The sequence below is a fragment of the Catenovulum agarivorans DS-2 genome (assembly GCF_000568405.1).
GTDB lineage: Bacteria > Pseudomonadota > Gammaproteobacteria > Enterobacterales > Alteromonadaceae > Catenovulum > Catenovulum agarivorans_A.
Genome location: NZ_ARZY01000003.1, coordinates 109,393 through 123,008 on the forward strand (window position 1 = coordinate 109,393; position 13,616 = coordinate 123,008).

Consider the following 13,616-nt stretch of genomic DNA (forward strand, 5'->3'; position numbering starts at 1 on the left):
TGTCTTCCGTTCAATTCGAATTAATCACGAGGGAAAGTTATGTCATTGAATGCATTATCATCTAATCAAACTGTTACCAACAAACTTAAATTTGGCTCAAGTATCGTCTTTGCAATTATCGCTATCTCGATTGTGTTTAGCAGTGTGTATACGGTTGAGGAAGGGCATGTCGGCATTGTTAAACGTTTTGGCGAAGCCAAATATCAAGAAAATCCAGGGCTACATTTTAAACTACCTTTTATCGACTCGGTTGAGCCAATCGAAGTGCGTACGCGTAAAAATGCTGAAAAAATGGCATCTAGCACTAAAGAGCAAATGCCAGTTACGATTGCTGTAAGTGTTAACTGGACGGTCGACAAAAACGCTGCGTTAGACTTATTTAGAAAATATGGTGGTTTAGTGCAATTCGAGCAACGTATTTTAGATCCGCGTTTTCGTTCTGCCACTAAAGATACTATTCCAAGATATGAAGCTGAGCAGTTAATCCAAGACCGCGCACTGGCCATTCAAGGCATAGAGCAAAGGCTGATTGAAGAAATGGAAAGCTTTCCAGTGGTGGTGGATAACATTCAAATTGAAAATATCGAACTACCAGCAAAATATATTCAGTCAATTGAAATTAAACAAACAGAGAAAAATTTAGCCGCAGCCGAAGAGCATAAACTTGAACGCCAACGTTTAGAAGCCTTGCGTGAAGTAAATACTGCTGATGCTAAAGCACAAGGTATTATTAAAGTCGCTGAAGCTGAGGCAAAAGCTATTGTGTTAAAAGGTCAAGCTGAAGCCACTGCAATTGAGGCCAAAGCCAAAGCACTGCACAATAATCCGCTAATTGTGAGTTTGACCGAAGCGCAAAATTGGGATGGTAAATTACCAAGCACGATTATGGGTGAGGGGAGCTTACCTATTTTGGATATGCGTAAAAACTAGTATGCGCATAGAGTTCTTAGTTTTAAGTTAAAATTAGGCTTGCTCAGCACATTAGACGCTAGCAAGCCTTTGGTTTAAGTTAATACCTTAAACCAAATACCCCGCATGAAACGCTAAATGTTTATCAATAAAACTGCTGATAAAAAAGTAGCTGTGGTCGTAACCTTCATGCGCTGTGTAGTTTAATGTAAAGCCTTTTTCTGCTGCTATATCTAACAAAGCTTGTGGCGTTAGTTGGTTGTGTAAAAACTGATCTGCTAAACCTTGTTCAATCATTATCGGTTGAATTGAGCTTGCCTGTTTTAGCAATTCGCAACTGTCATATTCAGCCCAAGTTGTTTTGTCTTCACCTAAATAACCACTAAAAGCTTTATGCCCCCACGGAACTTGTGTTGGGTTTACTATAGGTGAAAAGGCAGAAATCGACTGATAACTTGTTGGATTTTTAAGGCCAATAGTTAAAGCGCCATGCCCACCCATTGAATGACCGCTAATTGATCTTTTGTCTGAAACATTAAACTCTGCTTCAATCAACTCCGGCAACTCTTGGGTAATATAGCTATACATTTGGTAGTGCTGTGCAAACGGCGCTTGTATGGCATTTAAATAAAAACCAGCACCTAAACCAAAGTCGTATGCGCCTTCTTTATCATCGGCAACGTCGTTACCGCGTGGGCTGGTATCAGGTGCAACTATACAAATTCCCAGCTCAGCAGCCTTTTTAAATGCACCTGCTTTTTGCATAAAATTTTCATCTGTACAGGTTAAACCCGACAGCCAGTACAATACTGGAACTTTTTGCCCTTGTGCAATTTGTGGCGGCAAAAAAATTGCAAAAGTCATTTCACAATTATTGACGGATGATTGATGGCTAAAGCGCTGGTGCCAACCACCAGCAACTTTGTTTTCACTTAACTTAGTTAATGACATTTATTTGCCTATTTATCAAAGTGAATCACAGAACGAATGCTTTCGCCTTCGTGCATTAAATCAAACGCTTTATTGATATCTTCCAGTCCCATGGTGTGGGTAATAAAGTCATTTAATTTAAACTCACCTTTTAAATATTGTTCAACAATACCAGGCAATTCACTGCGGCCTTTAACCCCGCCAAATGCGGTGCCACGCCATACTCGGCCTGTTACTAATTGAAATGGTCGTGTAGAAATTTCTTGGCCTGCACCAGCAACACCAATAATCACTGACTCACCCCAACCTTTATGGCAGCACTCTAATGCTGAGCGCATCACGTTAACATTACCAATACATTCAAATGAAAAATCTACACCACCATCGGTTAATTCAACAATCACCTCTTGTATTGGTTTGTCGTAGTCTTTTGGGTTGATTACGTCAGTCGCGCCAAGTTGTTTGGCTAAGTCAAATTTTTTGTCGTTAATATCTATTGCAATAATGCGGCTGGCTTTAGCCATAGTTGCGCCGATAACTGCGGATAAACCTATGCCACCTAAACCAAAAATAGCAACTGTGTCACCTTCTTTAACTTTAGCTGTATTTAAAACTGCGCCCATGCCTGTGGTGACACCACAGCCTAATAAACACACTTCTTCTAGTGGCGCATCTTTGTTAATTTTGGCTAAAGATATTTCGGGTAATACAGTGTATTCAGCAAAAGTAGAGCAACCCATGTAGTGGTAAATCGGCTGGCCGTCTTTATAAAAACGTGTCGTGCCATCTGGCATTAAACCTTTGCCTTGGGTTTCACGAATTTTTTGGCATAAGTTGGTTTTGCCCGATAAACAGAATTTACATTCGCCGCATTCTGGTGTGTATAACGGAATAACATGGTCGCCTACTGCAAGGCTTGTTACACCTTCACCAACCGCTTCAACAATACCACCACCTTCATGGCCTAAAATGGCTGGGAAAATACCTTCAGGATCTTCTCCTGATAGGGTAAACGCATCTGTATGGCACACACCTGAGGCGACAACTTTAATCAGTACTTCGCCTTTTTGTGGTGGCATTACCTCTACTTCTTCAATTTTTAACGGTTGCTTTGGTCCCCAAGCAACGGCTGCTTTTGCTTTAATATAAGCTTGTGTCATGTTTTTTATTTCCTAGTAAATTTGTTATTTATATTTGCTTGTTATGGTAGCTGAGTTTTGCACTGTGTTAAACCCTGCTTGTTTATCACAATGGCAGATAATGAATATAGTATAGTTAATGATTTTTCTTAGGTGGTAATTGTTAGGGATAGCTGAACTTGTTAGAGCTCGCAAGTTCAGCAATGTAATAAGGATAACAAGCGCCTAAAACTGCATACTATTGAAAATCTTTCATAGTATAAGGCTGATTTTGCCCTTGAGTGGCTTCTCGTACCTTTTTTATCACTTCAGGTGACACTTCACCGTCGGTGTCAGCTGTGTTGGCCCATGTGTTACGAATATAGGTCGCTATTGCCGCTAGGTCTTGGTCGGATATATCAGGTCTAGTTGCGTAACCAGGCATAATTGCGCTGGTACGCCAAGTCATCCAGCCTATTTTTATTGGTCCCTGTAAACCATGCAATAATACTTTTGCGAGCTTTTCTTCAGACTCAATCACCCATTCGCTTTTCCAAAATGTTGGCCCTAAACCCGAAATGCCGTCACCATCTGGACCATGGCAACCTGCACAGCCACCTCTGCCCATAAACAGCTCTTTACCCTGATCATACAGTTGTATACCAAGTTCAGAAAGTTGCGCGCGGTTGTTTATCTCTGCTGGTTTTTTACCTAAATTGTTCATAATGTACATAAATTCTGAGTCTGGATATTCACCATTGTGCATGGCCAAAAATTCGGCTGCGCGTGTATTTAAACCACTGGCTACTGCTTGACGGATGTATGGCTGTGGTAAATATTGGTCGAGTATTTGTTTTAATAAAATGAGCACATTATCTGATTGCAAAGCGGCCGCGGTCACTGCAGATTGCAATGCAAAGTCGTAGTTATTTTTCGAGAGCTCAATGGCTTTATCAACAAATGTTTGGTGGGCCGGCTTCGGCAGTTTAGCTGCGACTGCTATTGCTGCTTTTTTGCTACTGGCTGGCAATTTAGCACTGTTTAAAACAGAGTTCACACTGGCTAAATCCACGGCATCTAATCCATATAAAGTCCATAATAGGTTGATGCTGGCAACTTCGTTGTTGGTTGAGCTGAGCTGTTGTTTTATGCGGTTAATTGCTGCTTGAGTGTCGGCTTGATTTGTTGCTATCAGTGCATGCTGAACTATCATTTGTCTTGCTGTGTCGCGCCACCAGCCATTGGCATGGCTTAAAAACTCTACCAATTGTAACGATGATTTATTGGTAAGGTTAGGTTGTTTACCCGCAGGGGCATTAGCCCAACGTAACCGATAAATTCGCCCCATTGTATGGTTGCCTTTATCTAAATCACGTTGTTTTATCTGGTTGCCTAAATAACTGGTTAAAAATTCTTTATGTTGAATAATCCCATGGTACATATCTACTATATACAGTGAGCCATCGGGTGCTGTGTATAAATTAACCGGGCGGAATCTTTCATCCGTTGAAGTTAATATTTCTTGTTGAGGAAATATCGCTGTACCTGCAAGCTCACCGACTTTTTCTTCAATAAAACGAGCGCTAATTAGGTTACCCGCAGGCTCTGGAGTTAAACCCATGCCATAATATTTTTTAGGGAAGTTATCACCGCGGTAAATCAAACTGCCGCTGGCGGCGGTAAACTGTTTAAGTTTGCCATAGTTTTTTTCGTCAGTGTGTAATAATCCATGCACATAACCACGGTTTACGCCTGGGTTCATTCTAGCTGGGTAAATATTATTGGTGCCAATTGAGTGTGCACCCATTTTGGGCCAATAGCCCGGATTATGTCTAAGCGAACCTGGCAATAAATATTCGCCCTGAAGTGGCTGGCTGTTGCCATTGTGATAAAGCCGGCCTTGGTCATCCATGGTTAACCCCCACTGACCGCGGTAGTCGGATTGACCTTTAATTAGTTTCCAATATTGGTTGCGATAGATTTCTTTGCTACCTCTGGGTACAGGTGCATTGTGAGCTAACACTTGGTATTTTTTGGCACTTTTTGCGTTGTAGTACCAATTGTCTATGCCATAAAGCATAGTGTTGGTTTTATGCTCTACATTGCCACCTTCTGCATATGTGGCATCGGCAACTTGGCGATTTTTAACGACAATTTCGCCACCTTCTTCATCTAATTCAACAAAATAGAGCTGTTGATTATCCGCATAAAAAAGACCACCTTCCACCATTGCAATGGTGCGCGGCATTTCAATATCGGTTAATAACTCAGTGCGTTTATCAACTTTGCCATCCCCATTGGTGTCTTCTAATACGGCGATACTTCCATCAGGCATATGTTCTGTGCTGCCTGTTAGGTCTTGCATAAAGCGGGTCATTTTACAAACAAATATCCGCCCGTTACCGTCAAAAGCTAACGCGACTGGGTTAAATATATTAGGCTCTGAAACGACATTTTCGAGTACAAAGCCAGGTTGTAATTGGAATGATTTTAATGCCTGTTCGACCGTTAAAATAGGTGAAGGTGGAATATGCTCTGCTGGAATAATGTCTTCCATTACATGGCCGGCTCTGTCGCCTTTAAAGGTGATTTTTTTGTCTGCTTCTGCACTTATCGAGTGCATACTCATGAATAGTTGGCTAATGACCGCGGCTTGGATAAATGATTTTTTCATAACGAACTCTAGCTATATCGTCGATTATTTTTCTTCAATTCGAATGTTACGGAACAAAACAGTGTTGCTGGTATCGCCGTTTTGCTTAAATTGCCAACTACCATGATGTTGAATACCGATTAAACCTTCGCTCGACTTGGTATCAATTACATGTGTGGTTAAAACATCATTGACCCAAATTTTTATTTCGGGGCCGATAGCACTGATTTTGTAATGATTCCACTCTAGGTGTTTATACGCGTTGGCTTTTGCTTCAGTCCACTCGGGCGAGAGGTTTTGTTTAAAATCATCATCTGGAGCAGAGCGCTCAGGGTGAATTGGGTGCAGCCATTGGCGAGCTGTTCCTTGTTCATAGAGGCCGCCACTCCATTTACGTTTGCTTGGGTCTATCTCAGCTTGGTAGCCATATGCATAGTGGCCGTCAAATTTATCCGAAGGGCGGGTATTGGCACGAAAGATAATACCAGAATTAGAATATTCTTTAACATCTGGCATTTTTACTTCAAGTTCTAATACGAAGTCTGAGTATTTTTCTTTGGTTAAATAGAACCAATTTCCGGTTGAAATGAGTTCAACTTCACCAGTGTCCTGGTTGAAGTTTGCTTGCCCATAAGGGTAGACGTTTTGCCAATTTTGCTGGTTTTGACTGATTAGAGAAGGGCTGTTGTTACAACCTAAAATGTTTATCCCTAATAACAGCAAAACCAGACTTTTGTAATGTCTGGTTTTGTTTTTCATAATGATTGAGTTTATATGTGAACTTTTTATTTTAATCTATGAAATACATTACTATTTTTTAACAGTATTGCCAAATTTTCTTTGGTATAAATTGGCGTTCACTTCTTTGGCTGCTTCAACCATTTGTTGATATGGCACGTCAGTAGTGGTTACAAAACCCGTATTATAGTTTTCGCCATCATAGGCTCGGCCAGTCAGTGGTGAGTCTAAATATTGAAACCAATGTGCACCCACCATATAAGGGTTATCAATGACACTGTACATGTAGTCTTTATACATTTGCGCGCGGTCTTGTTGGTCGGCTGCATGAATTAACCCAGGGTGGTATAAGCCCGTATCGCTGGTTGCCCCAATGTGAAATTCACCAATTAAACTGGGTTTGTCTAAACGCTCTAAAAACTCCCAGGCTTTAGGGTGAGCATATTCACGGTAAAAGTTATAACTCATTATGTCGGCATATTGTGCGGCTGCATTGGCAGCTTCTGTAGTTAAACCCCAAGCCGCCATGCGTACACCCATATACATGTGATTTGGGGCGACATCCGCTAATGCGTCGTGAACAATTTTGAAATATTCATTGGCATAGGTAAACGACATGTCAGATAAGTCGGCAACAACTGTGTCATTTAAGTCGGTAACTTTTACCCCTTTGCTAAAGGTCTGCCAAGAATCAATGTCGGTTTGCCATGCTTGGTTTAACGCTTGGATGCTTTGATATTTAGTTTGCATCATTTCAGTCAATTTTGCTTTTAATGGGCTGTCTGAATCTTCCCGTGTTAGCGTATTTAGCACAATGCCATAGCGTCTTTGCAAGCTACTGTCGTTACCCCAGCTCTTTTCGTTATCGACAAAAATACCAATACACCAAGGGTTATTTTTAATTTCTTCGCCTATAACTTGAGCTGTGATAATTGCACGTCGTTTAAATTCAGGATCAAACGGGTCTGGCATACGAGACCAAACGTCTTGACCTGAACTAACAGTTTTAAAGTCACCAATTATCCAGCCATTAGCAAAATACGGAATGCGATTCATCTGATAAAAGCTCGCATCAGTCCAATTACCTGTTGAAGTAAATCCCCAGTTTTTAAAACGTTTGATGGTTACATCTCGCCAAGTATCTAAATATGAGTCTGGATATTCTTCGCCATAACGTCGTTCTAAATTTGCTTGATAAAAGCTGTAGGTTTCACCGTGTGCCATTGGCCCTTTATGTGATGAGCGGCGATAGCTATAGTGGTTGGCTAATTCATGATCATAACCTGGCAACCAAGTAAACATTTTATGGCGCATGTCTGATCTGATATAACGTGTTTGTTGTGCTTGGTTTGATACTGGGCGTATGCCGAGTGAATCTTCTGGGGTTACATCTTCTGGATCTACGTATCTAACCGAGTCATCTTTAAAATCTACACCAGTAAAGGTTGTGGTGTTGGCGATGCGAATGTTGGCCAAAGCAGATGAAAAGAATAAGTGTCCTTCTGGGTCGACTATTGCCCATTTTCCATCGACTTTTTCTGTGCGGAAATAGCCCGTGGCTTCAAGTTTTGGGCCACTTGCCCAGCCGCCAAATTTGCTGCGATCAGCCATAGTACCTTGCTGCTCAAGTTGGGCAATTTCAGCTTCAGCTAAGGCCTTTAATTGTTCGTCTGATGTTACTTTGGTTGGGTAGTCAAATTTATAGCTTTGGCCATACGCATCGGTTAAATCTTTTAGATAATCTTGATTGAACCTTGGGTTTTGTCGTACGCGCAGGTTATCTATTAACAAGGTTTTGTTATTTTTTATCGATTCAACAAAAAAGCGAACCGAAGTGATTTTATCTAGTTGCAGTTTTTTTGCTCCACGCATCCAAAACATTTTATGGTCATCTGATTGCCATGACTTTGGATCTTCACGCAAGCCGCTGTCTAATTCCAGTTGTGGGCCCTTGAGCAGCGCATAATAGGTGCCAGTATACTTAGCTGGAATACTAACGCTGCGAATATGTGGCCAGCCCGTGGCGTCTTTAATTTCAATGTAAATTTGAATCGACTCAGTTGATAAATTGCTGATGTCGGCCGCTAGATTAATATCGCCATATTGGCTCCAATCCCAAGGTTTTGCGGCTTTAAAACTAAGCTCTGACTTGAGATGTGTTGCGTCAAACTCAATTTTTAACGCTTTATTGCCTTCTAGTTCGCTTGTATTTGCCAATTGCGCTTTGGCATTTAACGTTTTAAGCGTATTTGGAAGACCCTGTTCAAAAGTCGCGATCGGCCAGCTCTGTTCGCCCTTTCGTTGTTGTGCTTGTTCCGGGGTTTGGTTTGTAGAAGCTGATTTATCACCACATGCCGCAAGCATCAGTGCGACTAACGAGCTTAGATAGATCTTATTCATATTATTTCTCGAAATTAAAGTTGTAATTTTGTAATAGATTTTTATTTAATTGTATACAATCTATCATTTGGTGTGTTATTTGTATATAAAATCTTTGGTTTTCATTTAAATAGTATATTCGAGTTATATAGAGGTGATACATGAAACTAACAACTCTCACATTGGCTGTTGCTTTTAGCCTAACATTAACGGGGTGTGCGGGCGGAGGCGACTCTGCTGGTAAATCGCCCGAACCAACTCCTTCACCTACGCCTGCACCTACGCCAACTCCAACTCCTACGCCGACGCCGACACCAGCGCCGTTGAAAGTGGATGTGAATACATCGGTAAAACATCAAACAGGAGATGTAGACAGCTTTGACCGTAGCCGGTTTATTACTTTGCATGCAGAAATTGGTGACAAAGAATGGCCAGATCGACAAACAGAAAAAGAGTTTTTTGAAAATTACGATGTATATTTGGGTCGTCAAAATGGTGCCTTGCCTTGGCAACTCAGCCGATTAAAAGACACGGCGAACGCTGGTGTTATTGACGAGGATGAAGCGATTAAATTTGGCACGCAAAGTAAAGGTTGGTATGCCGCCAAACCAGAGAATTTTCAGTATGAAGAGCGTGCAAAAAACATGATGTTTGGTGGCCAGCCAATAATGTACCCACTGCAAGAAACGGGCAATGCTTGTAAAGATCCATGTAAAGCCAATGAGTGGTTAGCTGGATACGATGAATTAGCTAATTTCTACGATTATTTTTTAAGCCATTATTTCGGTACTGGTGGCACCACAGGTATGCCTAAACCAACAATCATTGAGGTGATGAATGAACCTTTTGTTCATGCTTGGGAGCTGCCAACAACCAACCAGAATATTTCTAAATTGCATAAAGTTGTTGCCGACAAAGTTCATCAAAACCATCCTGAAGTACTAGTAGGCGGTTACACCGCAGCATACCCACAATTTGAAGCGAATAATTTCAATGGCTGGGAAAATACATGGCGAACTTATATAGATATTGCCGGTGAATCAACCGACTTTTATTCAGTGCATTTGTACGATGGTTATGCCAACAACAAATTTCAATATCGCTCGGGTTCAAATGTTGAAGCAATTTTAGATATGGTTGAGCATTACAGCTTGTTAAAGGTGGGAGAGGTGAAACCTTGGGTGATTTCTGAATATGGTTTCTTTTCACCAGTTTTAACAGGTAAACAGCCTTATTCTAAAGAAATGGATTGGCGTAACATTCGCTCTTTTTCATCTATGATGTTGGCACTGATGGAGCGCACTGACAAAATCATTACCTCAATGCCATTTAGCATATTAAAAGCGCTTTGGTCGGGCAATAATGGTATTGATGAAGATGGTCATAGATATGGTCCTCGCATGTTTGTGCTCGAAGGTGAATTAGACGGCAGTATTAATGTTCAGGATGATGGCCGTTGGGTGTATTCTGAATTCGTAAAATTCTACCAATTGTGGGCTGAGGTTAAAGGTACACGCGTTGACAGCTTTGCTAACGATCAAGACATTCAAGTAGACGCTTATGCTGATGGCAAAGACTTGTACGTTATTGTAAACAACCTAGAGTTTGATGCACAAACGTTAAAACTTAATTTAAATGATGAACACAGCAATTCAATTACATCAATTAGTAGTAAACATTTGTATTTTGATGATGTGACTAAATCACCGATTCTGGCTGAAGAAACTCTAGCTAATAGTGTTGATGAAATTACTGTGGCTGCTGAGTCGACACGCATTATTAAAGTCACTTATGCGAATGATATAAACATCAATCAAACCTCTAAAGAGCATAAATACTACGCGGATAAATACAAACAAAGTATAAATGCTAATGCGGCAATTAACTTTAAGTTAGACGGTGTTGATGTTTCAACCAGTAATGGTGAAGCAATTTTGCGCATTGGTTTAGGCAGAGCACATGGCCTCAGCTTACAGCCAACTGTTATGGTTAATGGTAGCGAAATTTCAGTACCTGAAGATTTTAGAGGTTACGACCAGAAAACGCGTGATAGCTTTTTTGGGGTAATTGAAGTGCCGTTTGATTACAGTTTGCTACAAGCCAATAACCAAGTATCGGTTAAGTTTACTGATACGGGTGGTTATGTAACCTCAATGTCGATGCAAGTGTTTAATCAAACAGTAGAGATTAGCCGATAAGATAAACTGCAAAACAATTGGCAAATTTGTTTTCCCCTATTGGACAAAATGCCAATTGTTATCTAAACCTACAAAGTAACTGTTTAAAAGTTGTTCAATAAGATTGTTGCTTAAAATCAATAGGGACCAATTATGAAGTTTAAATTCCAGCAAAGTGCAATTGCTGTCGCTTTAACTGCCGCTTTAACCGCTTGTAACGTATCCGTAGATATAAATGACGACGAAGATGATAAGCATGACGTTCCACACATGCAGCTTAAATATGGTGTATTTGTTGATAGTCCTGTAGAAGGTGTGTATTACGAGACTGACACACAAACAGGTATGACAGACTCTGATGGTGGTTTTTACTACTATCATGGGGAGTATATTACCTTTAGTGTAGGTGACGTAGAGCTGCCGATGGCTATGGCATCTCACCATATAACCCCGCTAGATTTAGTGCCAGATGCGGCGGACGAAACAGACCCAGAAGTGGTCAACATTCTGCAGTTTTTACAAAGTTTGGACTCAGACGGTGATCCAGATAACGGCATTTATATTGATTCTGCCGCCCATGGCGAATTTGACGACATGTCACTTGATTTTACTACCGATGATTTTGATACAGTATTTGCTGCACATTTGGGCAACTTGGGTTTGACACTGGTTTTGGAGCAAGACGCGATAGATCACTTTAAAGATGGTGACGATTACCCAGATGACTATCCAGACGATTACCCACCAATGCATGATATGCAACAAGACTTGTATGGCAGTTGGATATTTGAAGAAACTGACGATAATGGCGATTTTGTTGGTCGCCATGTTTTAACTTTTTTACCAGGTAATAAATATATTCTATCGCACGAGACGGATGATGCAGAAGGTCATGACCAAATTGCTGGTTCGGTTGAATTTGCCAAATATGAAATTGATGAGCATGGTCAATTTCATGTTGTACAAGTCATTGAAGCTTCAGATGGTGATGGTGGTTTAGAAAATGAAGGTCGACCCAACGAACAGTTTTTCTCATACAATGATATGGGGCAGCTTGAATTAAAAATGCGTGAAGCACCTGATTTAGGTGATGGGCAGTGGGATACGGATATGAATAATTGGGGGGATTATAATGTAATGACATTAGAAAATGCCTTCGACCCGAATGATTCAATGACTGGCTCTTGGGTTTTACAAGACATGGATGACTCAGGTATGCCGGTGATGGACTCTTACCATGTAATTACTTTGTTTGGTGGTGGCGAATATTCTGTTGCGCATACAATGAATCAAGAAGCTTATGATGGTATGGCTGCGGTGGCAGCTTCTTCTGAGTGGGGTTCATATGCCATGGACGACAATGGTTTTATGATCAATACGCCGCACGTTGATTTAGATGGCCCTGGTGGTTTGTATGATGCTGATAATATCGATGGCAATATTCAAGATATTAATCTAACTGCTGACGGGTCGTTAGAAATTACCGAAGACGGTGATAGCTTCACAGTGATGCCGGTATTTAGCATGAAAATGCTAATGGATGCGGATGTTATGGGAAGCATTGTTTTTCATACAAACCCTGGCATGGGCGGAGACTTGGAATTTGTCGATGTATTTACGTTTAATTCGGATGGTACTGGCTCTTTTTATTGGATGGACGATCCCGATGAAGTTGAAAATTTCGATTGGGAAATTAATGATATGTATCAGTTAGAAATTGAGACTGAATTAGGCTCAATTGGCCATTACACCTTAGTTGCAGGTAACTTAAATGCGGGTTATTTGATGGGGATGTGGGATGAAGATGGCGACGGTCATTTCGAATCTGCCAACGACATAGTTGTAACCTATACCCAAATGCAAACCTTACTCGGCGACATCTTATTTAGTTATGGTGACAACGAAGGCACAGGTCATTTTTCGTTTATGGATGATGGTACAGGTTCAGTAATGTGGGATAGTGATCCAAATGATGTTGAAGGTTTCACTTGGATGTTCACCGACAATGGTGAATTGCAGGTAGGTCTTGCCGATGCGGCCGGTTTACCAGATATCTACACTATTGTCAGTGGCACATTTATGGATGGTGAGTTGTCAGCGCAAATTGATGACGATGAAAATGGTTCGTATGAAGTCATAGATTTGAAGGTGGTTGCAACACCAATTACCAGTGCTGCTGCGAATTAGTTTCGCTGGTTAACAAGGTACATTTTAGAAAGGCCTAGTTTTAGTTTCTAGGCCTTTTTTCATTTTAGGCATTCACCACTAGTTTCAATTGTTGCATTACTTTATCTGCAAATTCTGGTGAACTTGCTGGGATCACATAGCTATCCTTGCCAGTTAGAATCAATATTTGTGCAGGGGTGGTTAGCAATTTCCATTGGTATTGTGAGGGTTGAAACTCAAAGCTTTCGATTTTGTTGTAAGGCAACCACCATAATGTCGCATTAAGCTGCTTCAGCGCCAATTCATTATCTTCAAATTTAACCGAAACTTCAGGCATTTCATTACTTAGATGATTGGTAAAAAACATTAAAATCCCACACAATATCATAGGAAACAACCAAGATTGTTCTGTGTTGAACAGCCATCTGTTGATCATTACGGCTATTAATACAAACAAAATCGATACGGCAATTTTTTTGCTTTTACTATATTTTTTTGGGTTGTATTTAGCTTGCACTGGTGCGCTAATTTCTACGTCCATGTTTA

The 13,616-nt window shown here is 40.7% G+C and carries 9 protein-coding genes; 3 read left to right on the forward strand and 6 right to left on the reverse strand.

Going from position 1 to position 13,616, the window contains the following annotated elements; translation table 11 throughout:
• Positions 1–39: 39 nt before the first annotated feature.
• Complete coding sequence (locus DS2_RS02890) at positions 40–930, forward strand: prohibitin family protein (protein ID WP_035013127.1); 891 nt, start codon at positions 40–42, stop codon at positions 928–930.
• 87 nt (positions 931–1,017) lie between these two features.
• On the opposite strand, the gene fghA is transcribed toward DS2_RS02890, so the two are convergent.
• The 5 genes from fghA to DS2_RS02915 all read right to left on the reverse strand — a co-directional run bounded on the left by fghA (position 1,018) and on the right by DS2_RS02915 (position 8,748).
• Entirely contained in the window at positions 1,018–1,860 is an 843-nt protein-coding gene (gene fghA / locus DS2_RS02895) for an S-formylglutathione hydrolase (protein ID WP_035013128.1), read from the reverse strand.
• Positions 1,861–1,868: 8 nt separating this feature from the next.
• Positions 1,869–2,999 carry an S-(hydroxymethyl)glutathione dehydrogenase/class III alcohol dehydrogenase gene (locus DS2_RS02900; protein WP_035013129.1) on the reverse strand — a complete coding sequence of 377 codons (1,131 nt, stop codon included), beginning with the start codon at positions 2,997–2,999 and terminating at the stop codon, positions 1,869–1,871.
• Positions 3,000–3,216: 217 nt separating this feature from the next.
• Positions 3,217–5,631 carry a PVC-type heme-binding CxxCH protein gene (locus tag DS2_RS02905; RefSeq protein WP_035013130.1) on the reverse strand — a complete coding sequence of 805 codons (2,415 nt, stop codon included), beginning with the start codon at positions 5,629–5,631 and terminating at the stop codon, positions 3,217–3,219.
• A 24-nt stretch (positions 5,632–5,655) separates the two neighbouring features.
• Entirely contained in the window at positions 5,656–6,369 is a 714-nt protein-coding gene (locus DS2_RS02910; RefSeq protein ID WP_035013131.1) for a 3-keto-disaccharide hydrolase, read from the reverse strand.
• Between the two features lie 51 nt (positions 6,370–6,420).
• Complete coding sequence (locus tag DS2_RS02915) at positions 6,421–8,748, reverse strand: beta-galactosidase (RefSeq protein ID WP_035013132.1); 2,328 nt, start codon at positions 8,746–8,748, stop codon at positions 6,421–6,423.
• Between the two features lie 140 nt (positions 8,749–8,888).
• Between DS2_RS02915 and DS2_RS02920 the strand changes: the two genes are divergently transcribed.
• On the forward strand, positions 8,889–10,925 hold the full coding sequence (locus DS2_RS02920) for a hypothetical protein (RefSeq protein WP_051479561.1): 2,037 nt from the start codon (positions 8,889–8,891) through the stop codon (positions 10,923–10,925).
• A 132-nt stretch (positions 10,926–11,057) separates the two neighbouring features.
• Positions 11,058–13,091, forward strand: a complete 2,034-nt coding sequence (locus DS2_RS02925; RefSeq protein WP_035013133.1) for a hypothetical protein — start codon at positions 11,058–11,060, stop codon at positions 13,089–13,091.
• Between the two features lie 64 nt (positions 13,092–13,155).
• On the opposite strand, the gene DS2_RS02930 is transcribed toward DS2_RS02925, so the two are convergent.
• A complete protein-coding gene (locus DS2_RS02930) occupies positions 13,156–13,611 on the reverse strand; it encodes a hypothetical protein (protein ID WP_035013134.1) in 456 nt (151 codons plus the stop codon).
• Positions 13,612–13,616 lie beyond the last annotated feature (5 nt).